The sequence below is a fragment of the Oceaniglobus trochenteri genome, assembly GCF_020529025.1.
In the GTDB taxonomy this organism is placed as follows: domain Bacteria; phylum Pseudomonadota; class Alphaproteobacteria; order Rhodobacterales; family Rhodobacteraceae; genus Oceaniglobus; species Oceaniglobus trochenteri.
The window spans coordinates 177,095-202,894 of sequence record NZ_JACNMM010000008.1; the positions used below are offsets into that span (position 1 = coordinate 177,095).

Annotated in this window: 29 protein-coding genes, 1 tRNA gene and 1 other RNA gene; 8 read left to right on the plus strand and 23 right to left on the minus strand. The window is 62.5% G+C overall.

Translation table 11 applies throughout. The features are described 5' to 3' along the window. Positions 1-36: 36 nt before the first annotated feature. The 19 genes from H7828_RS14900 to H7828_RS14990 all read right to left on the minus strand — a co-directional run bounded on the left by H7828_RS14900 (position 37) and on the right by H7828_RS14990 (position 10,435). Positions 37-459 carry a helix-turn-helix domain-containing protein gene (locus H7828_RS14900; protein WP_226781852.1) on the minus strand — a complete coding sequence of 141 codons (423 nt, stop codon included), beginning with the start codon at positions 457-459 and terminating at the stop codon, positions 37-39. Continuing rightward, a complete protein-coding gene (locus H7828_RS14905; protein ID WP_226781853.1) occupies positions 452-1,063 on the minus strand; it encodes an MT-A70 family methyltransferase in 612 nt (203 codons plus the stop codon). Before H7828_RS14905 ends, H7828_RS14900 begins: the two co-directional genes overlap by 8 nt. Beyond that, positions 1,060-1,509 (minus strand): regulatory protein GemA, encoded by a 450-nt coding sequence (locus H7828_RS14910; protein ID WP_226781854.1) that lies wholly within the window; start codon positions 1,507-1,509, stop codon positions 1,060-1,062. Before H7828_RS14910 ends, H7828_RS14905 begins: the two co-directional genes overlap by 4 nt. Then, complete coding sequence (locus H7828_RS14915) at positions 1,506-1,688, minus strand: hypothetical protein (RefSeq protein WP_226781855.1); 183 nt, start codon at positions 1,686-1,688, stop codon at positions 1,506-1,508. Before H7828_RS14915 ends, H7828_RS14910 begins: the two co-directional genes overlap by 4 nt. 16 nt (positions 1,689-1,704) lie before the next feature. Further along, a complete protein-coding gene (locus tag H7828_RS14920; protein WP_226781856.1) occupies positions 1,705-2,259 on the minus strand; it encodes a hypothetical protein in 555 nt (184 codons plus the stop codon). After that, positions 2,256-2,531 (minus strand): hypothetical protein, encoded by a 276-nt coding sequence (locus H7828_RS14925; RefSeq protein WP_226781857.1) that lies wholly within the window; start codon positions 2,529-2,531, stop codon positions 2,256-2,258. Before H7828_RS14925 ends, H7828_RS14920 begins: the two co-directional genes overlap by 4 nt. 17 nt (positions 2,532-2,548) lie before the next feature. After that, the gene (locus H7828_RS14930) at positions 2,549-2,749 is read right to left on the minus strand and encodes a hypothetical protein (protein WP_226781858.1); all 201 of its coding nucleotides are present in this window, start codon (positions 2,747-2,749) and stop codon (positions 2,549-2,551) included. A 9-nt stretch (positions 2,750-2,758) separates the two neighbouring features. After that, positions 2,759-2,825: hammerhead ribozyme type II (locus tag H7828_RS14935), an RNA gene on the minus strand. A 6-nt stretch (positions 2,826-2,831) separates the two neighbouring features. Beyond that, entirely contained in the window at positions 2,832-3,107 is a 276-nt protein-coding gene (locus tag H7828_RS14940) for an HU family DNA-binding protein (protein WP_226781859.1), read from the minus strand. A 53-nt stretch (positions 3,108-3,160) separates the two neighbouring features. After that, positions 3,161-3,763 (minus strand): hypothetical protein, encoded by a 603-nt coding sequence (locus H7828_RS14945; RefSeq protein WP_226781860.1) that lies wholly within the window; start codon positions 3,761-3,763, stop codon positions 3,161-3,163. Between the two features lie 8 nt (positions 3,764-3,771). Further along, entirely contained in the window at positions 3,772-4,407 is a 636-nt protein-coding gene (locus H7828_RS14950) for a DUF3164 family protein (RefSeq protein WP_226781861.1), read from the minus strand. Then, positions 4,404-4,790 (minus strand): helix-turn-helix domain-containing protein, encoded by a 387-nt coding sequence (locus H7828_RS14955; protein ID WP_226781862.1) that lies wholly within the window; start codon positions 4,788-4,790, stop codon positions 4,404-4,406. Before H7828_RS14955 ends, H7828_RS14950 begins: the two co-directional genes overlap by 4 nt. Then, positions 4,778-5,365: a winged helix-turn-helix domain-containing protein gene (locus H7828_RS14960; RefSeq protein WP_226781863.1), complete on the minus strand. Its 588-nt coding sequence runs from the start codon at positions 5,363-5,365 to the stop codon at positions 4,778-4,780. Before H7828_RS14960 ends, H7828_RS14955 begins: the two co-directional genes overlap by 13 nt. Further along, complete coding sequence (locus H7828_RS14965; protein WP_226781864.1) at positions 5,365-6,132, minus strand: AAA family ATPase; 768 nt, start codon at positions 6,130-6,132, stop codon at positions 5,365-5,367. The genes H7828_RS14960 and H7828_RS14965 overlap by 1 nt, the downstream gene beginning before the upstream one ends. A 29-nt stretch (positions 6,133-6,161) precedes the next feature. Beyond that, positions 6,162-8,393 (minus strand): Mu transposase C-terminal domain-containing protein, encoded by a 2,232-nt coding sequence (locus tag H7828_RS14970; protein ID WP_226781865.1) that lies wholly within the window; start codon positions 8,391-8,393, stop codon positions 6,162-6,164. A gap of 29 nt (positions 8,394-8,422) precedes the next feature. Further along, positions 8,423-8,890 (minus strand): hypothetical protein, encoded by a 468-nt coding sequence (locus H7828_RS14975; RefSeq protein ID WP_226781866.1) that lies wholly within the window; start codon positions 8,888-8,890, stop codon positions 8,423-8,425. A 2-nt stretch (positions 8,891-8,892) separates the two neighbouring features. After that, on the minus strand, positions 8,893-9,720 hold the full coding sequence (locus H7828_RS14980) for a ParB/RepB/Spo0J family partition protein (protein ID WP_226781867.1): 828 nt from the start codon (positions 9,718-9,720) through the stop codon (positions 8,893-8,895). Further along, positions 9,720-9,929, minus strand: a complete 210-nt coding sequence (locus H7828_RS14985) for a hypothetical protein (RefSeq protein ID WP_226781868.1) — start codon at positions 9,927-9,929, stop codon at positions 9,720-9,722. The genes H7828_RS14980 and H7828_RS14985 overlap by 1 nt, the downstream gene beginning before the upstream one ends. Positions 9,930-10,120: 191 nt before the next feature. Next, positions 10,121-10,435: a helix-turn-helix domain-containing protein gene (locus H7828_RS14990; protein ID WP_226781869.1), complete on the minus strand. Its 315-nt coding sequence runs from the start codon at positions 10,433-10,435 to the stop codon at positions 10,121-10,123. A gap of 205 nt (positions 10,436-10,640) precedes the next feature. Here H7828_RS14990 and H7828_RS14995 point away from each other — a divergent pair, with 205 nt between their 5' ends. The 4 genes from H7828_RS14995 to H7828_RS15010 all read left to right on the plus strand — a co-directional run bounded on the left by H7828_RS14995 (position 10,641) and on the right by H7828_RS15010 (position 13,729). Further along, the gene (locus H7828_RS14995) at positions 10,641-11,330 is read left to right on the plus strand and encodes a S24 family peptidase (protein ID WP_226781870.1); all 690 of its coding nucleotides are present in this window, start codon (positions 10,641-10,643) and stop codon (positions 11,328-11,330) included. Continuing rightward, the gene (locus H7828_RS15000; protein ID WP_226781871.1) at positions 11,330-11,722 is read left to right on the plus strand and encodes a hypothetical protein; all 393 of its coding nucleotides are present in this window, start codon (positions 11,330-11,332) and stop codon (positions 11,720-11,722) included. Before H7828_RS14995 ends, H7828_RS15000 begins: the two co-directional genes overlap by 1 nt. A 366-nt stretch (positions 11,723-12,088) precedes the next feature. After that, on the plus strand, positions 12,089-12,901 hold the full coding sequence (locus tag H7828_RS15005; protein ID WP_226781872.1) for a DNA adenine methylase: 813 nt from the start codon (positions 12,089-12,091) through the stop codon (positions 12,899-12,901). A 519-nt stretch (positions 12,902-13,420) separates the two neighbouring features. Continuing rightward, positions 13,421-13,729 carry a putative quinol monooxygenase gene (locus tag H7828_RS15010; RefSeq protein ID WP_226781873.1) on the plus strand — a complete coding sequence of 103 codons (309 nt, stop codon included), beginning with the start codon at positions 13,421-13,423 and terminating at the stop codon, positions 13,727-13,729. A 60-nt stretch (positions 13,730-13,789) separates the two neighbouring features. Here H7828_RS15010 and katG read toward each other — a convergent pair whose 3' ends face one another. Next, on the minus strand, positions 13,790-16,003 hold the full coding sequence (katG, locus tag H7828_RS15015; protein ID WP_226781874.1) for a catalase/peroxidase HPI: 2,214 nt from the start codon (positions 16,001-16,003) through the stop codon (positions 13,790-13,792). Between the two features lie 113 nt (positions 16,004-16,116). Between katG and H7828_RS15020 the strand changes: the two genes are divergently transcribed. After that, a complete protein-coding gene (locus tag H7828_RS15020; protein WP_226781875.1) occupies positions 16,117-17,049 on the plus strand; it encodes a hydrogen peroxide-inducible genes activator in 933 nt (310 codons plus the stop codon). Between the two features lie 180 nt (positions 17,050-17,229). On the opposite strand, the gene H7828_RS15025 is transcribed toward H7828_RS15020, so the two are convergent. Both H7828_RS15025 and H7828_RS15030 read right to left on the minus strand, forming a co-directional pair. Then, positions 17,230-17,304, minus strand: a tRNA-Gly gene (locus H7828_RS15025). Positions 17,305-17,473: 169 nt separating this feature from the next. Next, the gene (locus H7828_RS15030) at positions 17,474-20,920 is read right to left on the minus strand and encodes a pyruvate carboxylase (protein ID WP_226781876.1); all 3,447 of its coding nucleotides are present in this window, start codon (positions 20,918-20,920) and stop codon (positions 17,474-17,476) included. Between the two features lie 135 nt (positions 20,921-21,055). Here H7828_RS15030 and H7828_RS15035 point away from each other — a divergent pair, with 135 nt between their 5' ends. Both H7828_RS15035 and H7828_RS15040 read left to right on the plus strand, forming a co-directional pair. Next, entirely contained in the window at positions 21,056-21,265 is a 210-nt protein-coding gene (locus tag H7828_RS15035; protein ID WP_226781877.1) for a hypervirulence associated TUDOR domain-containing protein, read from the plus strand. Beyond that, positions 21,265-21,798 carry a DUF488 domain-containing protein gene (locus H7828_RS15040; RefSeq protein WP_226781878.1) on the plus strand — a complete coding sequence of 178 codons (534 nt, stop codon included), beginning with the start codon at positions 21,265-21,267 and terminating at the stop codon, positions 21,796-21,798. The genes H7828_RS15035 and H7828_RS15040 overlap by 1 nt, the downstream gene beginning before the upstream one ends. Here H7828_RS15040 and H7828_RS15045 read toward each other — a convergent pair. After that, entirely contained in the window at positions 21,783-22,919 is a 1,137-nt protein-coding gene (locus tag H7828_RS15045; protein WP_226781879.1) for an alpha-hydroxy acid oxidase, read from the minus strand. The two genes, H7828_RS15040 and H7828_RS15045, sit on opposite strands and share 16 nt — an antisense overlap. 113 nt (positions 22,920-23,032) lie before the next feature. Between H7828_RS15045 and H7828_RS15050 the strand changes: the two genes are divergently transcribed. Next, positions 23,033-25,474, plus strand: a complete 2,442-nt coding sequence (locus H7828_RS15050; protein WP_226781880.1) for an ATP-dependent helicase — start codon at positions 23,033-23,035, stop codon at positions 25,472-25,474. Positions 25,475-25,800 lie beyond the last annotated feature (326 nt).

The following is a 25,800-nucleotide window of genomic DNA, read 5'->3' on the forward strand; positions in this document are numbered from 1 at the left end:
CGTCTACCAACCGAACCGACCCGGACATAGGTCCGGTCAATCCCGCGGTGGCTCATCCTCGAACAACCTGAGCTGACGGCGGTCATCGACGCCACCGCGTCGGGCGAGACGGCGAACATGGCGTTCGGAGATGCCCAGCCGCCGCGCGATTTCAGTTCTCGTCAAGCCGCGCCGCGCCAAAGCGTCGACCTCGGGCTTGGCGTTGGTCGTTCTGCCGTGGGGAATGTAGATATCCTGTTTTGAAAGGAAGAAGCACAACTCCCGTCCGATCTTGTCCCCAAGAACAGACAGGATTGGGTGATCGTCATTCGGCTCAAGTGGAAACCGCATGTCGCGGCCCCCGAAATGCGCCATCAGTTTCAGCGCCACGGGAACGCCGAACACCTCGGCAACATCGATCATCGAGGCTGGCAGATCGTCAACGCGGACGGGCAGATTGCGGGGCGGTTGGTCACCCATGACGCTCCTCCTCTGAAACGAACCGATTGGTTTCGTTGCCCCAGACGTCGTTGCCGCTCCAGGCTTCCCGCGCGAAGAGTTCGCAGCAGAACTGACGCGGCAGAAGGCGTTCAATCATCCGGCGCATCTCTTCGGGTTTCCGGGAGTGTTCCCGGCGCTGGCTTTCGATACTGTCAGCGACCTGCTCTGGCGCGAGGATGATGTTGCGTTCACTGCGCGATGATATCTGGGGGGTGCCGATCTTTCCGACGAGGAATGGTTCGGTGGCAGACCGAAGGACATATCCTGTCCCCATGTTGATCTTCCATGTTTTTGTCCGCTTCAGCCAGCTCCCGCCGGTCACATAAGCGAACCCCCAAGCGCTCATGACCTCGAACGCCTGGGGCAGGTGTGGCCAGGTAGACCAAAGGAACAGATAGCAACTCGGCCCTGCCAGTTGCGCAACCGGCAGGGACTTGATCGCTTCGATGTCCATAGTGCTGTATTGGGCTTCGGGGCTTTTGGCATGGCCCTTCTCCGACCGCATGACATAGGCCCAGGGCGGGTCGGCCAGGATGGCGCCGTATTTGAACGGCGTCAGGGGAGCGAAGGGCCAGCCGGTCATCGCTTTCCAGCCAGCTTTTGCGGATCAAGCGCGATACCCTCACGCTTGCACCACTGCTTCAGTGCCTGGATCACAGCATCGATCTGGTCGGGATCGCGCATGCTGTCGATATCCATGGGGACGCTTTGCCAATGATCCGCGAACCGTACCCGAAGGAAAGCGTTCAGCCCTGCTCGGCCGGGCTTCGTCAGAACTCCGGCTTCGCCAAGCAGTCGCCAGAGGACATGGACGAGACGCAGATCGCTGCGGGGCGCGACTGGATGGGCCTTGCTCTTGCCGCTCTTGAACCCGAGACGCTTCAGCTCGTCGATGACGGCACCCTTGTCGCGGCTGCTCATCAGCTTCAAGGATGCCTTGCCGGTCACCCGCGTCAGCACTGCGCGATAGTCGTCCTCTTCAAGGCCCAACTGGGCCTTGGCGATATTGATGATGGCATTGTGGTTCATTGCAACTCGCGCTCCAGCGCACAGGCAATCTGGTAGAGGGGATGCAAATCCCAGGTTTGCGGATGGGTGCCGCAGGGGATCGACAGGCACCGGTCTTTTTCGTCGTTGTGCTCGATGTCGCCAACGCATTTCAGCGCATCTGCGAGAGCATCTTCAAGGATCGCCCGGCGTTCCATCATGTTGGCCTCCGCGAACCTAGCCACGGGCGCACCTTGCGCATTTGTCGGGGCTGGAATCCGACGGTGTGAACGGCTTGGCGCAGATGACGCATTCATCCTGCGCGCCGCCCGCATCGGCCTGAACGGTTCTGCAGTGATGCGCCCATTTTCCCCGAAGCACGCCCATGGAAAATCCCAGGTCATCAGCGACAACGCCGATTTTCTCACCGTTTCCAATGCGGCGGAATGCCTCCTGAATGGGTGTGCATCGCGAGGTTGACGCGCCCTCGGCACCAACCGGCTCCGCGCTTGCCTCCTCCAGTATCGGTTCAGGTTCGGTCGTTTCGGGTGCGGGCTGCCGGGGTTTCGGGGCCGCCGGTTGGGGCTTGGGATCGCTTGGCTTTTGCGCGGCTTTTTCCAGGGCGGCGGCTTGCACGGTCAGTTCACCGGCTTGATCGGCCTGGCTTGTCTTGAGCGCATCCGCAAACAGTTCCGCGTGGGCACGATCGCGAAACGACCCCAGCCGATTGCGGACAATTCGGTCAACGAATACATCACCGTCGCCGCTTTCTGAAATCAGGATATCGTTCATTTCGCCTTCTCCTTAGTTGGGGTGGATCGCAGGAATTTGACGTTGTGGCGGGCCGTCGCCATCGCAATGGCGACACGGGCACCGGCTGCACGGTTTTGGTCCATGACCTCGTTGATCTGGTCGGATGAACATCCCTGGTGCTGCGCCTTGACGGTCAGCCGTCCGGCAACCTTCGAAAGAACGGCCAGAAGAGTGAGCGCGGAAACGTCACGCATGGCGATTGAGACGTGGGCACTCAGATCGGCTTCGAGCTGAAGCATGGTGTCGTCCATATCTTTCCGAAACAGGGTCATGTGGCTGCCGCTTCGATCATCGAAATCTGCTCGATCGACAGGGGGCGGGTCTTGAACGGAAACATGCCCTGAAAACTGACGGTCAGTTCTCCATCCGCGGCGCGGTGGATGACACGGGCGCTGACAATGGCGCCGTTCGGCGTCATGACCGTCGCGAATTCATCGCGGCGCTGGCGTTGATCGAAGCCTTCGTTCATCGCACTCTCCTCATGCTGCTCATCAGGACCGGACCACAACACCCGGTCGACCGCCCCGGAAGGGGCGGTTTCGCGTCAAGGATCAGGGTTTCTTGACGGGCTTGCTCGCCTTGAAGACCAGGGCGCGGCTTTCGGCGATCTGGATCGATTCACCGGTCGCGGGGTTGCGACCGGTCCGGGCGGCCCGGGTGCGCATCTCGAAGCGCCCGAAGCCTGCCAGCGTGACGCGATTGCCCGCGTCGGCGGACGAAAGGATGTGGTCGATGAAGCTGTCGATCACGGCACCGATCTTGACCTTCGGAATGCCGTGTTCTTCTGCAATGGCTGCGATGATCTCGGTTTTCGTCGTGTTGCTCATTGGATCCTCCAGAGCGATTGGCGCCGGGCGGTATGCCCGGCTGCGGGGTGGTTTCAGGTGGGAAGGCGGAACTGGCCCCGGGCGGCGAGCGCCTCGGCTTGCGCCAGCCATGCGTCACGGGCTGACCACCAGGCTGGCTGAGCTTCGGTTTCACGCATCATTGCAATGGCGCGGTCACAGAGTTCCGCACTCTCGGCATCGATGCACTCGGGCTTTTCCCCAAAGTGAAAGAACATCTCGGCTTGAAGGGCGGCCTGGTCGGCTTTCCTGACCTCGGGCGTCATGAACGGCCCATCGACGCCCCAGGCTTCGCCGATCAGAACGTCGAGACGACCTTTTGCCTGGCTGATGGCATAGTCTACGGCCAGGGAGTCCAAAGGGGTCAGATCTCTGCGCAGAAACGCTACGGCGGGTGATGTGAGATCGCCGATGATGAACTCATGCGCGTCATGCAAAAGCCCATTGGCCTTCTGCGCAGGCGGGCAAAGCTGCGAAACCAGCACGGAATGGGATGCCACCGACCAGGGGCCACAGGTCCTTCCGTTGAACCGGTTGATCTTGGCCAGGGTGTCGGCAATTGCGAAGGGGCGGAAATCGCGTGGCTCCAACTCGGAGAGGTCAATCGTGCCAGTCTGGGTGTGAAACGGGATGCCCATGACAGCCATCACAGCTTGGCGATGTCGAGAGACACCGCCTTCATGTCACCGGTGCGTTCATCCTTCCGGTAGAACCGCACATAGGTGGCGCTGCCGTTGATCCTGACGGCGTCGTGGATCGCTTCCATTGCCCTGGCCCACTTCGGATCGGGCTTGCCCTCGTCGTCTTTCATGTCGAGCTTCTGAAGGCCGAGGATACGTCCGGTATCGAGCGCGCCCTTCTTGTCCACCTGGAAGGCGTGGTTGATCAGGGCCCGGGTGTTGTCGTTGCTGCCCCTTGTCCAGCTGGCGATGCATTCGTCGATCAGCCGCTTGGCTGCATCGATCTCCGGCCCGAAATCCATCGTCTTGTTGACGGCGATCCGGACCTCAAGCTTTCCGTCATAGCTCTTGAGGCTCATGTTGCCGCCGGAGCCGCCCAGGTTGACGCCATATTTCTCGAGGATGAGCTGCTTGGTGGCCAACGTCTCTTCAAATACCGTGGTCTTGAAGGCAGCCATGGCGCCCTGCAGTGCTTCGGCACCAGAAACGAGACGGCGCACAACGTCGTCTTTCAGTTTGTCCTCCGGCTTGACCCGGTCGATGGGGACCAGGTGGCCCTGGCTGTTTTCCCACAGTTCCGCGGTTTGGGGCGTATCGGTCATTTGGGTCTCCTGTTCGTGTTTTCAGTGTCGATGTTGGGGTTTTGCGGGCAGTCGCGGCAGGCCAGCCATTGGCGCAGCTTTTCGGGCCGACTGGTGGTCATCGGGGTGTTGGCGTGGGTGCGGCACAATTCGCCGGGAATGCCGGCCTGAACGTGCGGGCAGAATACCTGGGCCTTGTACTTGGCCAGGATGATCGCCGCGAATTTGCGCTCGATTTTGTCCAGACGCGCTGGATACTTGCCCGATACGAGTGTCGAAAGCGCGGGCCTCGACAGGCCGACCTCGGCGGCAACCTCGGTAATGGTCCGTCCCGATGCCACTTCGGTCTTCAGCAGGGTGAGCCACTCCGGATCCTGCAACTCCAGTGAGGTCAGGCTTTGCATGGCACGGCCTTTCCCACGTTGGGGTCCTGAAGCTGGCTGTGTTCCTCGCTGAAGACCGGCGCGATCGGGCCGGTGCGCTTGAGGAGGCGATACCGTTTGAACCCATTCGATCCGTTCTTCGTGCCTGGCTGCCGTTCCGCCATCTCGGCCACATATTCTGCTGCGATCAGCGCGCGCATGTATTTGGCCAGGTTGGACCGGCTTGCGCTTGCCCCCCGATCCGCATCAGCCATGAGGTCGCCAAGTGTGAAAATCTGACGGACGTGCATCGCAGCCCAGCACCGCTGGCGGAACGTGTCGCGGGGAGCCTTGCGTGGGCCAGCCAGAACGTCAGGGCCGGATGTGATTGTCACGCCCGACGCCAGCGCATCGAAACCTGCCTCGGTCAGTTGGTAGGCACCACGTCTGGGGATCTCGACGAGGCCCCTGGCCACCAGCTTGCCCACCGCGTCAGAGATGTTGCCGTGAGAACGGCCGCTCGTGGCCGCGACATCCGAAAGTGTGTGCAGGTCCCCATCCGACAGGATTTCGAGGATTGCATTGGCCACCTCGCCTGGCTTGCTAAGCTCGGGCATCACGCGCCCTCCGGCATCATGATCGGGCTTCCGGTATTGCGGTCGTTCATCAGAACCTGACCGGCCATGTCATACATCGTGATCCCGCCGTCCCCCGGATCGACGCGCCGCCCGAACCGCTCGATCCGTCCGATGGCTTCAAGGATTTCCCGATTGTAGCCGCGTGACATGCGCCAGACATATTCGGTCAGGTCAGGGGCCACCGGCACCTCGCTCAACCCGTTGATCAGTGCAGCGGTGTCTTCCCTCGTTGCCGGGGTGAACTGAATTTTTGACGACACCCGGCTTTCAACCTGCGGGAACCGGCGCAGGTTGTCGCGCAGGTTGCCCATGCCAACCAGGATGATCGGCACCTCGAGGCTGTCGGATATGCCGCGCAGGGTTTCGATCACCTCGCGGCGGCCGGAAATCAGGTCGCATTCGTCGACCACGATGCCAAAGCTGCGCCCCGACACCTGGTTCTGCATCTGACGCTCGCCGAAGGCGGCCACCAGCTTCTGATAGCGCTCGCGTTTGAGGCGTGGCGCTCGGATCGACATCTCGGCCAGAAGATCGGTGATCATCCACTGGTCATCCCAACCTTGAAGGGCACGGATATAGACGCTGCCTGTCTGGGCCACCCAGCGCGACAGGGTGGTGGTCTTGCCCAGGCCCGGAGCGCCGTCCAGCACCATCAGGCAGGCCTCACCAGCGCCGCGGCCCTTGATCGTTTCCAGACCGGCCAGAAACCGGCGGTAGTTGCTTGTCTCGACAAATGCATTTCGCATGTTATGCTCTCCTCTCGTTTCGTTCGATGTCAGGCGGCGATGGTTCTCAGAAGCGCTCGCAACGCTTCCACATCGATGCCTGACATTCGGAACACCGTTCTTGCGCTGTCGCTGCGCAAACATTCTCTCAACAGCTCCGCCTGCCGCGGCTTGACCTCGTCGGGATGGGCAAGCGCCCATTCTGCAAGGTCCTCGTCCGTGGCAAAGGTCTGACGCCGCGAACGGCGGGGTGCCGTCGGACCGGCGCGGTCGTTGACCACGTGAAGATCGACAACCTCTGGCGCGTGACCCGGCCCAACCGGATCCAGCGGGACAGTTGGTGAATGGTTGATCTGATGGGCGGTTGACTGTTCGGCCTCGACATCGCGTGCCTTCTTGCCCAGCCGCGCCAGCCGGCCCTTCATGCGCCGATCCTCGGCGGCCTTCTGGGCCGACACGGCCACATAGGCCCGGCGGTTTCCGCCAAAGGTCGCGACACAGATCAGGGGGCCGGGCTGGCCGCGCTTCATGTCAACTTCGCGCACCCAGACCCGATCGGCATCTGCGTGATCGTAGCCAACCATGACCCGCTCGCCGTGATAGGCCTCAAGGGCGGGGTGGAAATAGGTGTTGTTGTTCCACTGGACCTCGGCGCGCTTCGCGACTCGGAATTCATAAGGCCGGAACAGATCGTCACCGGTGCCCTCATCAACCCCGACGGGCTCAAAACCGTCAGCGACATGCTGCGCCCAGGCCTCATCGGGCGACAGATGGCGCATCCGACCGGTCTCGGGGTCCTGAAACCGGGGTAAGCCCCGATGGGGCGCGGCGTTGTACGCGGTAACGGCTTGGGCGCAGAGGTCGTAAAACTCCTCCCAGGACATTAGCCGGTGGCTGGCGCCGAATTCCTTGATGTCGGCCCTGGTGCTCTTGTGAAATGCCTGCTTGGCCTCCTTGTCCATCCCCTCGCCGAGGTAGGACGGAAGGCTGCGGGCCAGCTTGTTCCAGACCGTCTTGTTGAACCGTTCTACGATGCCCTTGGCCTGCGAATTGTAGGGCAGGGCATGCATCTTGGTGATCGACAGGCGGCCCATCAGGCCGTTCACATCGGCATCGAAGGTCTTGTTCTTATAGCCGGCGCCCCGGTCGGTATAAAAGATCGCCGGAATTCCAAAGTCGGTGGAAGCCTTGCGCAACGCCTCTGTCACCGCGACGGTGTTTTCCTTGCGGGACAAGGCAAAACCGACGCATTTTCGGGTCGCCACGTCGATGATCGACGTGATCTCGGGCTTGACCGGCAACAGCGTTTTCCAGTCGGCGACCTCCGCGTCAAACGTCTTGCCGTCGGCGGTGTAAATCGTGGTCGGCAACAGGTTGTCCGTGTCGCGGCGAATGAACGCCATGCGCGACCGCAGGGTCAGCAGCCCCTCGCGCCCGACATTCCGCTCGATATCGTTCAGCTTGACGCGCAGGGTATGACGGACCTGGCGCAGCGTCAGCCGGTGCGCCGGCTCTGCCGCTTGGTTGTAGTCCTCAAGCGCTTCGGTCACGCAGGGCTTCGTCGGGCGAGCGTAATACGCCAGGAACTCTCTGAAGCCGTCCGGAAGCGGGTCTTCCTGCTTGGTTTTGGACGGTGCCAGATGCACCACGCCGCCGGTCTTCTCGGCCTTGATCCAGCCGTAAAGGGTACTGCGCCCGATCTTGTGGCCGCCGTTGGGTCGATTGTTCGCTTGTGACATGATCCCGAGGGACAGGCCAAACCCGGCAGGCGGTGGAGCAAGCAAACGTGTTTCGCGGGTCAGCAGGATCGCTTCCTGCGCTGTCAGTGGTTCGCCTTGGTCTCGTTTCTCGACCGCCGCTTCGAAGGCACCATGCTCCTTCTGTGCCTGGACAAACGCACGCACCGCACCGGCCATGGTTTCGCCATGGACCACCTGATAGCCACGCAGGGCCAGCAGAATGGACGAGCGCGCCTCCATCGTCACCCTTTGGCGTGCGTCCAATGACATGACCGATGGCTTCTTGACGACACCGCGCCCTGTTTCTTCGGCCGTGGCAAGATCGGTTGCGGCGCTCGCGCGGATCGCGACATCGCCAAGGGCATCGCGAAGACCTTCGGGAAAGAGATCGCGGTGAAACTTATATCCGCCTCCGCGACCGCTTCTTTTCCGGCATTGGCTGGAGGGTAGGTCACGCCAACCTTCGCGCTTGATCCAACGGATCGCGGCGCTTTCGGTTTGCGGGAAACAATCAAGCCTCTGGCTTTTTGCCAGATCGGCCAACTCACGCGCGGTGAAGTATACCTGCCCCTTCATCGACGGGCCTTCCTGCGCTTGGCCAGCAGCTTCTGGCGCGCCTTCATCTCGGCGATCTGATCTTCCAGCAGCTGCTCCTCGATCAGGTCGGCATGTTCCGGCTGCACCACGGCGAAACCGAATTCGCCCGGCATGAACCCCAGAAGGTCGACAGCACGACTGGCCCGGACCAAGGCGATGAAGGCATCCATCGGGATCCGGTGATCGACCGAGCTTTCCGATGCGAACTTGTCCAACATGGCCGGTGAAACCGTCCGTCCGAGGTCCGCGCTCATGGCACGCGCCACGTCGGCCCGGCTCAGCCCGTGCCCGTCCTTCGCATCCCGCAGCGCTCGGGCGATCAACCGCGAGATGCGGATATCCAAGTGCCCGCGCCCGGCAACATCGGCGCCATAGCCAAGCGCCACCGAGGGTGGCTCCCAGCCAGCGTCGGCGGAAAGGGGAAGAGGCCGGGCACGGGCCATGCTCAGAGTGCCCCGACGCGTTTCAGCGCGGTGATCAGAAGGTCGGCATTGGCATAGGCCACCTTGTCCAGAACCATCTGATCCAGTCTCGTGAGCGATTTCGTGAAGGAATCGGCCTTCTGTTGGACCGAATTGGTCGGGCGACCGTTCTCGATGGTGTCGAGCGCCCCTTGCACGTTCTCAACACCGCTTTCGGGCGCAAGGATCAGATCCAGAACCTTGGCTTGTGTCGTGCGGGTCTGTTCGGACAGAAGCTTAAGTTCGGTCTGTTTGCTCGCCAGGGCCTTGCCCACAAGGCGGCTGCGGCTGTCGGGCGTCAGGTCTTTCCAGATCTTGACGGCAAGCTGAATGGTGCGGGTGTTCAGGCCGATCGCTTTGGCGGTGTCTTCTGCAAACGAAAAGATTTCGTTTGCAGCACCATTCTTGGCATTTGCACCGGCGACGCCCGCTTTCGTCTCCGGATGCAGCTTCTCATATACCCGTTTCAGCTCGAACAGGTGGCGGCAGCGGTCCAGCGCCTTCAGCTCGTGCCGTCCGAGGTTCTCCATCACCTCTTCCAGACGCGCCTCGTCGTCGCTCCGGGCGGTGGACAGGCGGGCCGCGATATGGGTTGCGCCGTTGCGCTGAACGGCGGCGATGCGGTGAAGCCCGGTGACCAGGCAATAGCCGGCCTCGCCGTCGCGCTGACGTACGGTGATCGGGTTGGTCAGCCCCTGTTCGGCGATGATCGCGGCCAATCCATCGGCCCAGGCCGGATCAAGTACGCGCGCCCGATCATCGGGGATGGTGATGTCGGCAAGCGGTATCGTGACCATCGTGTCCTCGCCCATCAAAGCACCCACCATGTGGCCAGCCACAGACAGATCAACGGCCAGATCGCCACCACAAAGACCACACCGGCAAGCCAGCCGAGGCCACGGCGCATCGGCACATCCGGCCCACAGTTGGGCCAGTCCATCAGGGTTTCGGTTTCGATCGAAGCCTCCTCCGCCTTGCGCTCCAGCGTCTCGAGAACGCGGGTGGCGGTATCGCGGTCCATCCAGTTTCCGCGAAGGATAAGGAATCGGGCGGCTGATCTGACCTGTGCGTCACTTGCTTCAGCGCTGCGCAGCGTCAGCTGCGCCTTGCAGATCATGGCGCAGGCCTCAGTCGTCGGCAGGATCGGGGCCTCGGAAGGACCGCTGACCGCAGGCATGTCCGAAGGGCGCGGCGGGGCTGACAGAATACCGGTCATTGCGCGGCGATCCTGTCAGATCCGCCGACAGACTTTTTCCTGTCCACCGGGGGATATTTCTTGGTATCCAGAATCCGGGGACCACCCTTGGGATACCGACTCGGCCAAAGGCTCTCGGGCTTGTAGCCCAGAAAGTCGGCAATCGCCTTCTGGGCCGCATAGTTGGTGGCGTTCTTGACCTTACCGCAGGCGGTGCGGGTCAGACCGGAACGAACGGACAGCTCGCCAAAGGTCATACCTTTGCGATGCAGGGCGGCTTTGATGCCTTCCCAGTCCAGGGCGGGGGTTTTGTCGCGGTCGTGCGATGACATGGGGGGTCTCTCCGATTGGGAGCGGGTGGTTGGACACCCGCTTCTTTTTGGCTCGATTGGCTAAACAGCGCCGCTCTTGAACGGCGCGCAACTATAGGGATAGCGGTTTTCTGCCACCAATCAAGCAGAAAAGCGTTAAAATGGTGATTTTCTGCCTATTGTTTCGAAAACTCTCGGCGATAGAATACGGGAATCTGCCGATAGATTGGGCGGTCTTGATGCGTTGGCCGACGCGATGGCCGCCACCAAGCGGCGGACCCTGACCGACTATGTTTCCAATAAGACCGAGCCTCGCGCTTCTGTGATTGCAGAAATCTGTGATCTAACAGGCGTCGATATCGACTGGTTGATCAGGGGCGGCTCTCACATATCTCCGCTTGCCGGGGCGCAGAAATCTGCCAGCGGCCTCATCGCCTCGGAGGCTCTAAAGCAACCTTCTCGCTTGCCGAAACTTGAAATTGAGAGATCGGATCTGGAAACTGGTCTGACCCGGATTCCCCAGTTTGACATCAACGCCTCCGCTGGTCCTGGCGCCTTGCCTGGGAACGAGGCCGTTGCAAGCGTCGTTTCCTTTGAGACAAGTTTCCTGCGTGATCTGGGCGCCAGGCCCGACGCGTGCTCGGCGATCTGGGTCAAGGGCGACAGTATGGAGCCGACAATCCCCGACCGTTCCGTCGCCATCATCGATCACAGTCAGACCTCCGTCAAAAACGGCTGCATCTACGTGCTGAACGTCCAGGATGATCTTCTTGTCAAACGCGTGCGCCGCAAGATCGACGGCACCATCGAGCTGGTGTCGGACAACGACCGATACCCAGTCGAGCCCATAGCCCCCGACCGCGCGGCCCAGCTCCGCGTCATCGGGCGTGTCGTCTATTTTTGCAGGGAGCCGTGATGTCGGAGAATCTAAGACCAGTACTGTGGTCAGGCTTGATGGTCTGGCTTCTCGTCGGGTGCGCAACTGTCACTGAAGATGAGTTTCAGCGCCAGCCGTTTGAAGCTGAGCAGGTAGTGACAGATGACTACCTTACAATCTATCGCCGTACGCTCAGTGGAGCACGTGTCTGTACCAGCGGAGAGGGATTGGACGATCAACTATATGAGGAAAAGCGTTACGGGGAGATCTATGTATTTGCTCACGTATTTGAGGTACATCCGAGGCTCTTAATCCGCATTGAAGATCGCGGCGGGCAAACAGCCATCAAGGTTAAGACCGCCGATACGGTGGGGCGCAAGGGCGCTCGTGAGCAGGGTTTTAAGTGGGCGAGAGGCTATCGGGGGTGCTAGTTGAAAATGACCTCGCTCTCTCCTCGGCACGCTGCCTCCGGTGAATGGATGGGCCGCAACGGAGGCGCGGCCCCCGATTTGACCCAGCAATCTACTTGATCCGGCGACACACAGAGCTCTTTGACACATCGGTCAAATGCTTGGTCGGCCTTGGCGGAGGCGACGTTTAGGGTAAGACCAGCCATGGCGATGGCAAATAGAAAACGCATCAGTTTCTCCATTTGGGGTGACGCCTCGATCATGAAATGGCCGCCGGAGTTAGTCCAGAAATTTGATAGGTCTGACCACAAACCCGCTTTCGTAAATCGTGCGACAAAACTAAATGTTCCTGCTATGTTCCTATTCGTAGCAGCAAGGAACCCACCCGTGACAATCGCCCCTCATCCCGTCGCCCCCATCCGACCTATCGCTCCCTGGCAGGGCGGCAAACGCAATCTGGCCAAACGGATCTGCACGCTGATCGACGCAACGCCGCACGACACCTATGCCGAACCTTTCGTCGGTATGGGCGGCATCTTCCTGCGCCGTGCATTGCGTCCGAAGGCCGAGGTGATCAACGACTACGGGCGTGACGTTTCCAATCTCTTCCGCATCCTTCAGCGCCATTATCCGCAGTTCCTCGATACCTTGCGGTTTCAGCTGACCACTCGCGCCGAATTCTACCGCCTTGTCGAAACCCCAGCTGAAACGCTGACCGATCTGGAACGGGCCGCGCGGTTCCTGTACCTGCAGCGGACCGCATTCGGCGGCAAGGTTTCTGGCCGAAACTTCGGCGTAACTCCGGATCGCCCCGGCCGCTTCAACCTGTCCACCCTGGAACCGATGCTGGAAGATCTCCACAGTCGTCTGGCCGGTGTCGTCATCGAGTGCCTGGACTATGCGGAATTCATCGACCGTTATGACCGGCCTGGCACCCTGTTCTACCTTGATCCGCCCTATTGGGGGTGCGAGGGCGACTATGGCAAAGCCATGTTCGAGCGCTCCGACTTCGACCGCCTGGCAAAGCAGCTGGCGGCGCTGAAGGGGCAGTTCATCCTGTCGATCAATGATGTGCCGCCGATTCGCAGTGCGTTTTCCGGTTTCGATCTGACAGAGCTTTCGGTCTCCTACACGATCGGGAAAACTGGACGTGGCAATCCTCGCGCCGAACTGCTGATCAGCAATCGTCCGCTGCTGTAAGAGCGACCGGCGACCGTCAGAAACTCGGCCGATTTCCATTTTTTGACGGTCAGTGTTTGGCCGTTGGCCGCGAGCGGTCAACGGCGCTATCTATCGCGCCTTTTCAATAGCTTGCGGGAACTCTGACCGACTGATTGAACTCTGACGCATCGGTCAGAGTTCAATCTTTGACCTACATGCTGATCTCATCCGCATCTCAGGTGGCAGAGGGTGCCACAGAAGCACTCAAACCCCTGTATTCATTGGCTGGCCTGATACTGTGCCAATGCCGTCTATTGCGCTTTGCAGGCCAACCTTTCGCAATCTCCCGCCGCGCGGACGCATGCAATAGCGCAAATTCCCGTCCATCACTCGCAGTGTGCCTCCCAGGCAGCAACCGCCCACTTTCCGCGCGATTTCAATGCCATACGCACTTCATGCTTGATTTTCCGCCTAGTCCAGAAGCTAGTGTCCCCCTACACGATTGCAGGGTGGGGCAGGATCGTTAAGCTGATCCCTGAAAACGCAGGAGTAGAAATCATGTCAGCCATCGTTCACGTCGTCGCCGTTCTGGAAACCAAACCCGGCACGCGCGATGCCGTCCTGGCCGCCTTTGCCGACAACCTGCCCGCCGTCCTGGCCGAGAAGGGCTGCCTGAAATATGTGCCCACCGTGGATACCGAAACCTCGGCCGCGCCCTATGGCCCGGACACCATCGTGGTGATCGAAGAGTGGGAAACCCAGGGCGATCTGGACGCCCACGCCGTTGCCCCGCACATGGCCAAGTTCAGCCAGCGCATCGGCGATCACATCATCGGGCGGCGCATCCACGTGATGACGCAGGCCTGACCATACAATGAAAGACGGCGCCCCGATTTCCCGGGGCGCCGTTCTGGTGCGAGGGGCCGATCAGGCCAGATCGTAGCGGTCGAGGTTCATCACCTTGACCCAGGCCTTCACGAAATCGCCCACGAACTTCTTCTCGCCATCGGTGCTGCCATAGACCTCGGAGATCGCGCGCAGTTGCGAATGCGACCCGAACAGAAGGTCGATGCCCGTACCGGTCCAGCGGGGGGCGCCGGTCTTGCGGTCGTGACCTTCGTAAAGGTTGCGGGTGTCGGCCACCGGCGTCCAGACGGTGCCCATGTCCAGCAGGTTGACGAAGAAGTCGTTGGTCAGGGTTTCGGGCCGATCGGTGAACACGCCGTGATCAGAATGGCCGGTGTTGGCGTTCAGCACCCGCAGGCCGCCGACCAGAACCGTCATCTCGGGGGCGGTCAGGTTCAGCAGGTGGGCCTTGTCCACCAGCATTTCGGCGGGCGAGCGTTCGATGCCGGCCTGCATATAGTTGCGGAACCCGTCGCCCTTGGGTTCAAGGAAGCCATAGGAATGCACGTCGGTCTGGTCCTGGCTGGCATCCATGCGGCCCGGGGTGAAGGGCAGCGTCACGTCGTGGCCCGCGGCCTGTGCGGCCTTTTCGACAGCGGCGCAACCGCCAAGCACGATCAGATCGGCCATCGACACCTTCTTGCCGTCGGTCTGCTCGCCGTTGAAGGCGCTTTGCACGCCCTCGAGGCTTTCCAGCACGCGGGACAGTTCGGCGGGGTTGTTCACCTTCCAATCCTTGGCGGGGGACAGGCGGATGCGCGCCCCGTTGGCGCCGCCCCGCATGTCGCTGCCCCGGAAGGACGCCGCCGACCCCCAGGCAGTGGCAACCAGTGCGCCGATGGAATGGCCGGTATCAAGGATGCGCTGTTTCAGTGCCGCGATGTCGGCCGCGTCGATCAGCGGATGATCGACCTCGGGGATCGGGTCCTGCCACAACTCGGGCTGGGGCGGGACAAGGGGGCCGAGGCTGCGCACGTAGGGGCCAAGATCGCGGTGGGTCAGCTTGTACCACGCGCGGGCGAAGGCCTTGGCGAACTCATCAGGGTTTTCGTGGAACCGCTTGGAGATCTTGGCATATTCCGGGTCCTCGCGCAGCGCGAGGTCGGCGGTGAACATGACCGGCGCGTGGCGTTTCTCGGGGTCGTGGGCGTCGGGGACGGTGCCCTGTGCCTCGGGGTTCTTCGGCTTCCACTGCTTGGCGCCGGCCGGGCTTTCGGTCAGTTCCCAGTCGTAGCCGAACAGGTTCTCGAAATAGTTGTTGTCCCACTTGATCGGGTTGGTCGTCCAGGCGCCCTCAAGGCCGCTGGTGATGGAATGCACGCCATGGCCGCCGCCAAAGGTGTTCTTCCACCCCAGCCCTTGTTCCTCCAGCGCGCCGGCTTCGGGCTCGGCGCCGACGTATTCGCCCGGGTTCGCGGCGCCATGGCCCTTGCCGAAGGTGTGACCGCCGGCCACCAGGGCCACGGTTTCTTCGTCGTTCATCGCCATGCGGCCAAAGGTCTCGCGGATGTCGCGGGCCGAGCCGAGCGGATCGGGGTTGCCGTTCGGACCTTCGGGGTTGACGTAGATCAGGCCCATCTGCACGGCCCCGAGGTGGCCCTCAAGCTCGCGGTCGCCGGAATAGCGCTGATCGTCCAGCCATTCGGTTTCGGGGCCCCAATAGATGTCTTCCTCGGGTTCCCAGATGTCGACGCGGCCCCCGGCGAAGCCGAAGGTCTCAAGCCCCATGGATTCCAGCGCGCAGTTGCCCGTCAGGATCATCAGGTCGGCCCAGGAAAGCGCCGCGCCGTATTTCTGCTTGATCGGCCACAGAAGGCGGCGGGCCTTGTCGAGGTTGCCGTTGTCGGGCCAGGAGTTCAGGGGCGCGAAACGCAGGTTGCCCGCCCCCGCGCCACCACGCCCATCACCCACGCGATAGGTGCCGGCGGAATGCCAGGCCATGCGGATGAAGAAGGGGCCGTAGTGGCCATAATCGGCGGGCCACCATTCCTGGGAATCGGTCATCAGGGCGAAGATGTCGGCCTTAACCTGGTCCAGGTCCAGCGTCTTGAACGCCTCGGCATAGTCGAAATCCTTGCCCATGGGGTTCGATTCCGGGGTGTTCTGGTGCAGCACCTTGATGTTCAGGTGGTTGGGCCACCACTTGCGGTTGGCCGCGCTGCCCGAGGACGCCTGCTGGTGGGCGGCGCCCATCACCGGGCATTTGCTTGCGTTGCTGACTGGGGCTCCGTCCATCGTTCTCTCCGATCATGTTGCGTCTGGCGGTTGCCAGACATTCCCCGCCTGCCTAGCAAATCGTGGCGATTGGTTTAAGTTGAATATTCTTATTGCGATGATAAGTTTTCCTGATGAGCAACGTCACCCTCAAGCAGTTCCGCTATTTCGAGGCTTTGGCCCGCCATGGCCATTTCGGGCGGGCCGCCGATGCCTGCGCAATCTCGCAACCGGCCTTGTCGATGCAGATTAAGGAACTGGAGGACGCCCTCGGCACCCCGTTGTTCGAGCGCGGCCCGCGACAAGTGCGCCTGACCAGCTTTGGCGAGGCTTTCGGCCAGCGAGTGCGGGACATCCTGCGCAGTGTCGATGAATTGACCGACCTGGCGCGCGCCGCGGGGGACGGGTTGGTCGGGCGGCTGCGGTTGGGGGTGATTCCCACCGTTGCCCCCTATCTTCTGCCACGGCTGATCGGCGATCTGGGGCGGGCCTATCCCGGCATCGACCTGCATGTGCGCGAAACCCTGACCCCACGCCTGCTCGAAGAACTGAGCGAGGGCCGTCTTGATGCCGCGATCCTGGCCCTGCCCGTGGCGGAACCTGCCTTGCAGGAGGAACCGCTGTTCGAGGAGGAATTCGTTTTGGTCCGCCCCCGGGCGGATGCGCACCGCCCGGTGCCGGATGGGGAAACCCTGCTTCGGATGCGCCTGTTGCTGCTGGAAGAGGGGCATTGCTTTCGGGATCAGGCGCTTGCCTTCTGCAATGTCCATTCGGGTTTGCCGCGTGACGGGCTGGACGGCAGTTCGCTGGCCACTCTGGTTCAGCTTGTGGGCGCCGGTGTGGGGGTGACGCTTATTCCGGAAATGGCGGTGCCGGTCGAAACCCGGTCGGCGCCGGTGGCGGTGGCGCGTTTCGCCCGGCCCCGGCCCAGCCGCACCATCGGCATGGTCTGGCGCCGCTCCAGTCCGCTTGCGGCCCAACTGGCGACAATGGCCGAGGTGGTGCGCCGTTCGGGCGAGGCATTGCGCAGCGCGGGCGCTGTCACGGATGGGCAGGCGCCCGAGTGACGATCGGCCGATACACGATTGTCTCAGCCCCCGATTGGGCCCCGCGCCGGGCTGTGGCCGGGTAGGGGGCGCGCCATGACGTGCCGGTCCCGGCGTGAAAGGCAGGAGTTTCGAGACCGGAAAACAGAAAGGCCGCCCGAAGGCGGCCTTGTCTAACTAACCGTGGGTATTCGGTTATTTTGGAGCGGGCGAGGCGATTCGAACGCCCGACCCTAACCTTGGCAAGGTTATGCTCTACCCCTGAGCTACGCCCGCTTCCTTGTGTGGCGGAATACTCAGTCTGGCGGGGGGCTGCAAGTGGAAATTTGCCCCGAAGGGCAAAAAATGTCGCTGCCCTGCGAATGACTGTTCCGGCGTGCGGAGGGGGCAACGAAAAACGCCCCGGCCTTTCGGTCGGGGCGTCGGAAAGCGATGTGAAATCCGCCTATTCGAATTCGATCAGAAGGTCCTTGGCGTCGATCTGTGCACCGGCGGTCACATGAACCGCCTTCACCGTTGCCGCGCGTTCGGCATGGATGCCGGTTTCCATCTTCATCGCCTCGATGGTCAGCAGAAGATCGCCCTCCTTCACCTTCTTGCCGGCCTGGGCGGCGATGGTGGCCACCACCCCCGGCATCGGGGCGCCAAGATGCGCGGGATTGCCCACCTCGGCCTTGGGACGCTTGGCGCTGGCGGCGCTGAACTTGCGGTCGGGCACGCGGATCAGGCGCGGCTGGCCGTTCAGTTCGAAGAACACCTTGGCCTCGCCCTCTTCGTTGGTCTCGCCGATGGCCTGACAGCGGATTTCCAGCGTCTTGCCCGGGTCGATCTCGGCGGTGATCTGTTCACCGTCCTCCATGCCGTAGAAGAAGGTATGCGTCGGCAAGACACGCACCGGGCCGTATTCCAGGTTGCGGGTGCGGTATTCGACGAAAACCTTGGGATACATCAGGTATCCGTTCAGATCCTCGTCGTCGATCGCCACATCGCCGCCCACGGCCTTGGCCGCCTCGGCGCGGGCCTGTTCCAGGTCGATGGGTTTCAGGTGCTTGCCGGGGCGGTCGGTGAAGGGTTTTTCGTCCTTGAGGATCTTCTTCTGGATCTTCTTGGGCCACCCGCCCGGCGGCTGGCCCAGCGATCCGCGCATCATGTCGATGACGGAATCGGGGAAGGAGACATCGACCTTGGGGTCTTCGACCTGATCGCAGGTCAGCCCCTGGGCCACCATCATCAAGGCCATGTCACCCACCACCTTCGATGACGGCGTGACCTTCACGATATCCCCGAACATGCGGTTTACGTCGGCATAGGTCTGGGCGACCTCGTGCCAGCGTTCCTCAAGCCCCAGGCTGCGCGCCTGCGCCTTGAGGTTGGTAAACTGGCCGCCGGGCATTTCGTGCAGGTAAACCTCGGAGGCGGGGGCCTGCATGCCCGACTCGAACGCCGCGTAATGGGCGCGGACGGCTTCGAAATAGTTCGAAATCTCGCGCACCGCGCCGATGTCCAGCCCGGTTTCCCGGTCGGTATGGGCCAGCGCCTCGACGATGGTGCCAAGGGTGGCCTGGCTGGTGTTGCCCGACAGCGAATCCATGGCGCAATCCACCGCGTCCACCCCAGCTTCGGCGGCGGCCAGGATGGTGGCGCAGGCGATGCCCGCGGTGTCATGGGTGTGGAAATGGATCGGCAGGCCCACTTCCTCTTTCAGGGCCTTGATCAGCATGGTGGCGCCGACCGGTTTCAGCAGCCCGGCCATGTCCTTCAAGCCCAGAACATGGGCGCCCGCCGCCTTCAGCTCCTTGCCCATGCCGACATAGTACTTCAGGTCATACTTGGCGCGCTCGGGATCCAGCAGATCGCCGGTATAGCAGATCGTGCCTTCGCAGACCTTGTTCGCCTCGATCACGGCATCCATGGCCACGCGCATGTTTTCGACCCAGTTCAGAGAATCGAAGACGCGGAACACATCGACACCCGACTTGGCCGCCTGCGCGATGAAGCTTTGCACCACGTTGTCGGGATAGTTGGTATAGCCCACGCCGTTGCTGGCCCGCAAAAGCATCTGAGTCATCAGGTTGGGCATGGCGGCGCGGATGTCGCGCAGGCGCTGCCAGGGGCATTCCTGCAGGAAACGATAGGCCACGTCGAAGGTGGCGCCGCCCCAGCATTCGACGCTGAAAAGCTGTGGCAGGTTGGCCGAATAGGCGGGCGCGGCCTTGATCATATCGATGCTGCGCATCCGCGTGGCCAGCAGCGACTGGTGCCCGTCACGCATGGTGGTGTCGGTGATCAGCAGCTGTTTCTGCTCGGCCATCCAGTCGGCCACGGCGGCGGGGCCGAACTCTTCCAGGATCTGCCGGGTGCCCGGACGCGGCGAATCGGTGCGCAGGGCGGGGGGAATCGGGGTTTTCACATCGGCGGGCGGTTTCGGCCGCCCTGCGGTTTCGGGATGCCCGTTCACCGTGATGTCGGCGATATAGGTGAGAATCTTCGTCGCCCGGTCGCGCCGCTTCTTGAAGTCGAACAGTTCGGGCGTCTGGTCGATGAACTTGGTGTGGTATTCGTAGTTCAGGAAGGTCGGGTGCTTCAGCAGGTTTTCCACGAAGGCGATGTTGGTGGACACGCCGCGGATTCGGAATTCGCGCAGGGCGCGGTCCATCCGCGCGATGGCGGCTTCGGGCGTCGGCGCCCAGGCCGTCACCTTCACCAGAAGCGAATCGTAATACCGGGTGATGACCGCGCCGGCATAGGCGGTGCCGCCGTCCAGCCGGATGCCCATGCCCGTGGCGCTGCGGTAGGTGGTGATGCGGCCATAGTCGGGAATGAAGTTGTTCTGCGGGTCTTCGGTGGTGATCCGGCATTGCAGGGCGTGGCCGCGCAATTGCACATCGTATTGCGACGGGGTGCCGGTGGCCTCGACCAGGCTCTTGCCCTCGGCGATCAGGATCTGCGCGCGCACGATGTCGATGCCGGTCACTTCCTCGGTGACGGTATGTTCCACCTGCACGCGGGGGTTCACCTCGATGAAGTAGAATTCGCCCGAATCCATGTCCATCAGGAACTCGACCGTGCCGGCGCATTCGTAGTTCACATGTTCGCAGATCTTTTTGCCCAGCCCACAGAGCTTTTCGCGCTGCGCGGCGGTCAGGTAGGGGGCGGGGGCGCGTTCGACAACCTTCTGGTTGCGCCGCTGCACCGAACAGTCCCGTTCCCACAGATGATAGATGGCGCCGTGCTGATCGCCCAGGATCTGCACCTCGACGTGGCGGGCGCGCATGATCATCTTTTCAAGGTAGCCTTCGCCGTTGCCGAAGGCGGCCTCGGCCTCGCGGCGGCCCTCGCGCACCTTTTCCTCAAGCTCTTCGGGGCCGTTGATCGGGCGCATCCCGCGCCCGCCGCCGCCCCATGACGCCTTCAGCATCAGCGGATAACCGACCTCTTCGGCCTGTTTGGCGATTTCCTTCATGTCCTCGCCCAGAACCTCGGTCGCGGGAATGACGGGCACGCCCGCCTCGATCGCGACGCGCCGCGCGCTGGCCTTGTCGCCCAGGGCGCGCATGGTTTCGGCCTTGGGGCCAATGAAGGTGATGCCGTTTTCTGCACATGCATCGACGAAATCGGGGTTCTCGGACAAGAGGCCGTAACCGGGGTGAATGGCGTCGGCGCCCGACATCTTGGCCACGCGGATGATCTCGTCGATGGAAAGATAGGCCGCCACCGGGCCAAGGCCCTCACCGATCCGGTAAGCCTCGTCCGCCTTGAAGCGGTGCAGGCACAGCTTGTCTTCCTCGGCATAGACGGCGACAGTTTTCTTGCCCAGCTCGTTGGCCGCCCGCATCACCCGGATGGCGATTTCACCGCGGTTGGCGATCAGGATTTTCTTGAAGTCTGCCATGTCTTTTTCTCGTTCCCATTTTGCAGGTGCAGAATAACGGGATGTGACGGCAGGGAAAGCGGAAAAATGAGAGGCCCCTCAAGGGCGGAACTTCGGCCGCCCAGCCGGTGTTTTCCTGAGGAAAGGAGAGATGTCATGGCCAGGTTTTCCGTAGGTGACCATGTCCGCTGGAATTCGGAAGCGGGACACGTCACCGGCAAGATCAGCAAGATCCACGAAAGCGATTTCACCTACAAGGGGCATCAGCGGCGCGCCAGCAAGGACGAACCGCAGTATGAAATCGAAAGCGACAAGACCGACCATGTCGCGGCGCACAAAGAGAATGCGCTGACGAAGATCGATTGATGGAGACCCGATTTGCATCGGTCGGCCATTCGAACCGGAGCCTTGAGGAGTTCATCGACATTTTGCGCGATGGCCGCATCGCGCGCATTGTCGATGTGCGGTCATTTCCGCGTTCGCGCAGCAACCCGGCCTTCAACACCGACAGCCTGCCCGATGATCTGGCAAAGGTGCAGATCGGTTATGTTCACATGCCTGCACTGGGCGGGCGGCGCGCCCGTCAGAAGGATGTGGGGGAAAACGTGAACGCCATGTGGCGGGTGCGAAGCTTCCAGGATTATGCGGATTACGCGCTGGGGGATGATTTTGCCGCCGCCTTTGACGACCTGTTGGCGCTTGGCCGCGAAAGCCGCTTTGCGATGATGTGCTCCGAGGCCGTCTGGTGGCGCTGTCACCGGCGCATCATCACCGACCATCTTCTGGCAAGGGGCGAAGCTGTCGATCACCTCATGGGCGCGGGGCGGATAGATGCCGCCGACATGACGCCGGACGCAAAGGTGCGCGGTGATGGCAAGGTCGTTTATCCCGCCGTCTGATCCAGGCCCGCCACCAGGCGGCCCAGCCCCAATTGGCCCATGTCGGCAATCAGCCCGGCCCGCAGCACATGCACGACGTGATCGACCCCCGCCGCGCCGAAGGCCGCAAGCCCCCAGTGCGGCGCACGGCCCAGCATGACGAAATCGGCGCCCATCGCCATCAGGCGCAGGATATCGGTGCCCGCCCGCACGGCGCCATCTGCGATCACCGGAAACGAGGGGCCCACGGCGGCGCGGATCGCGGGCAGGACGGTGGCAGGCGCGGGCCCGGCATCGAACTGCCGCCCGCCATGGCCCGACACCCAGACCGCATCGGCGATCTTGGAAATGCGCGCGGCATCGCCGGGGTGCAGCACGCCCTTGACCACCAGCGCGCCGTCCCATTCCCGGCGCAGGGTTTCAAGATAGGCCCAGTCGGGCGCCGTGCGCAGTTGATACCCGATATGTTCGGTACCACTGCGCGAGGTGCGGGTGTCGCCGTATTTCTCAAGCGTTTTCAGGGTGGGGATGCCGCTGCGCAGTGTGGCAAGCGCCCAGGCCGGATGCATGGCCGCCTGTGCCAGGATGCGGGGCGTCATGCGCATGGGGTTCGTCACCCCGGCGCGATGCAACCTTTCGCGGCGGCTGGGCACCGGAACGTCGGCCGTCAGAATCAGGGTGTGGAACCCCGAATCCCGGGCGCGGGCCAGCATGTCGCGCCTGATTTCGGGCTGGCCGGGGGCATATAGCTGAAACCAGCCCTGATCGCCGATATGGGGCGCCAGGTGTTCGGGCGTCTGCGCCGCCACCGTCGACAGGCCGAAGGGAATGTGATGGCGCGCGGCGGATCGGGCCAGCGTCACCTCGGCATCGGGCCAGACCAGGCCCGACATGCCCACGGGGGCAAATCCGAAGGGCAGGGGATAGTCGCGCCCCATCATGCGCACAGAAAGATCGGGCTTGGGTGCCCCACCAAGGGCACGCGGCACCAGGGTGATGGCATCCAATGCGGCCATGGCACGGGGCATCGCCGTTTCATCGCCGGTGCCGCTGTCCAGATACTCCCACACAAAGCGGGGCAGGCGCCGGCGGGCGCGGCGGCGGATGTCATCCAGGGCGGGAAAGCGATGATCGAGGCTCATGCGTTCTCATCGCCCGGAACCCCGACGCGGGCAAGTGGGCAGGCGCGGAAAGCTGCGGAACATTTGGCGAACAATGCTTTTCCTCGCGCGGCCCCTATACTATAGTATCCGCCATGAGCAGTTTTGACGAAAGCGATGCCTTCGAGGCCGCCGTGCCGCTGAGCCGCCAGGCCATGGCGGCGCGCCCCGTTCCCTATCTTGACGATCTGAACCCGGCACAGCGCCAGGCCGTGGAAACCATGGATGGCCCGGTTCTGATGCTGGCCGGGGCAGGCACCGGCAAGACCAAGGCCCTGACCGCCCGCATCGCCCACCTGATGATGACCGGCCGCGCCCGCCCGAACGAGATTCTGGCCGTGACCTTCACCAACAAGGCCGCCCGCGAAATGAAGGATCGCGTGGGCCGCCTTCTGGGTCAGACGGTCGAGGGGATGCCGTGGCTGGGCACCTTCCACGCCATCTGCGTGAAACTGCTGCGCCGCCATGCCGAACTGGTGGGGTTGAAAAGCAACTTCACGATTCTGGACACCGACGACCAGATTCGCCTGCTGAAACAACTCATCGTGGCCGAGAACATCGACGAGAAACGCTGGCCCGCCCGCCAGTTGGCCAATATCATCGACGGTTGGAAGAACCGCGCCTGGACCCCGGCCAAGGTGCCCGCCGCCGAAGCGGGGGCCTTCAACAACCGCGCGACCGAACTTTACGATTACTACCAGCAGCGTCTGAAAACCCTGAATGCCACCGATTTCGGCGATCTGCTGCTGCATGTGGTGACGATCTTTCAGGAACACCCCGATGTGCTGGAACAGTACCAGCGCTGGTTCAAATACATCCTTGTGGACGAATACCAGGATACCAACGTGGCCCAGTACATGTGGCTGCGCCTGCTGGCCCAAAGCCACAAGAACATCTGCTGCGTGGGCGACGACGACCAGTCGATCTATGGCTGGCGCGGCGCCGAGGTGGGCAATATCCTGCGGTTTGAAAAGGATTTTCCGGGCGCCCATGTGGTGCGGCTGGAACAGAACTATCGTTCGACACCCCACATCCTGGCCGCCGCCTCGGGCGTGATCGACGCCAACCAGGGGCGGCTGGGCAAGACGCTGTGGACGGCGGAAGAGGACGGCGAGAAGGTGCGCCTGATCGGCCACTGGGACGGCGAGGAGGAGGCCCGCTGGATCGGCGAGGAGATCGAATCGCTGCAGCGTGGCACACGGGGCATCGACCCGGTCAGCCTTGACCACATGGCGATTCTCGTCCGCGCCAGCCACCAGATGCGCGCGTTCGAAGACCGTTTCCTGACCATCGGCCTGCCTTACCGCGTGATCGGGGGGCCGCGATTCTATGAACGGCTCGAGATTCGCGATGCCATGGCCTATTTCCGCCTGGCCGTTTCGCCCGAAGACGACCTGGCGTTCGAGCGGATCGTGAACACCCCCAAGCGCGGGCTTGGCGACAAGGCGCAACAGAACATCCAGATCACCGCCCGCAACCATGGCGTTTCGCTGGTGGATGGCGCGCGCATCCTGCTGGCCGACAAGGGAATCACCGGCAAGGGCGCCAACCAGTTGCGCCATCTGATCGACAGCATCGCGCGCTGGCACGACCTCACCCGCCCGACCGTCGCCACGGATGCCGACGACGTGATCGAGGTTGACGCACCGGCCCGGCCCCCGGTCAGCCATATCGAACTGGCCGAGCAGATTCTCGAAGATTCGGGTTACGTCGCCCATTGGCAGAACGACAAGACGCCCGAGGCCCCGGGGCGGCTGGAAAACCTGAAGGAACTGATCAAGGCGCTGGAACAGTTCGACAACCTGCAAGGGTTCCTGGAACACGTCAGCCTGATCATGGACAACGGCAGCGAACAGGGCGGCGAAAAGGTGTCGGTGATGACATTGCATGCCGCCAAGGGGCTGGAGTTTCCCGTCGTCTTCCTGCCGGGTTGGGAGGACGGGCTGTTTCCCAGCCAGCGCAGCATGGACGAATCGGGCCTGAATGGGCTGGAGGAGGAACGCCGCCTTGCCTATGTCGGCATCACCCGGGCCGAGCGTCTGGCCACGATCAGCTTTGCGGCCAACCGGCGGGTCTATGGCCAGTGGCAATCGGCCTTGCCCTCGCGTTTCATCGACGAATTGCCGGCGGCCCATGTCGATGTCCTGACGCCCCCGGGGCTTTACGGGGGCGGATATGGCGCGGCGGGCATGGCGGCGCAGGCCAGCCCCAGCATCGCCATGGGGGCGCAAAGCACGATTCACCAGAAGGCGGCCGAGGCGAACGTCTACAACTCGCCCGGCTGGAAGCGGATGCAAAGCCGCAGCGCCAACCGCCCGATGAGCCAGCCGCGCGAAAGCCGGAACATGACCATCGATTCGACAGCAACGGCGGCCCACACTCAGGGCGACCGCGTGTTTCACACCAAGTTCGGCTATGGCACGGTCATGGGAATCGAGGGCGACAAGCTGGACATCGAATTCGACAAGGCGGGCGCGAAGAAGGTTGTCGCGCGGTTTGTCGTCGATGCGGCCCGGGCCGACGACGTGCCGTTCTGAAGAATTCGGCAGGTCATCCTGGCGGTTGCTTTACCCGAATCGTCCAGATTGGGTGCCGGACCGGAACCGACCCGTAGTAACCGAAGATGGATGTCTTGATCGTTTACGGCGATGCGACGGCGCGCGCTGGAAATCTGCGTTTGCGCGGGCAGGTCGCGGCGCGACCGCCAATCACAACCCTGACAATGCCCTGTCGCAGGTGCGCCGCCGGCCCTTCGATATCGCGCTGGTCGATCCCTTGTCCCGACATAACCGGAATTTCGCCATGTTGGCTCCGCCCGCCGATCGACACAAAAAAACGGCGGCGCCCGGGAGGAGGTGGGCGC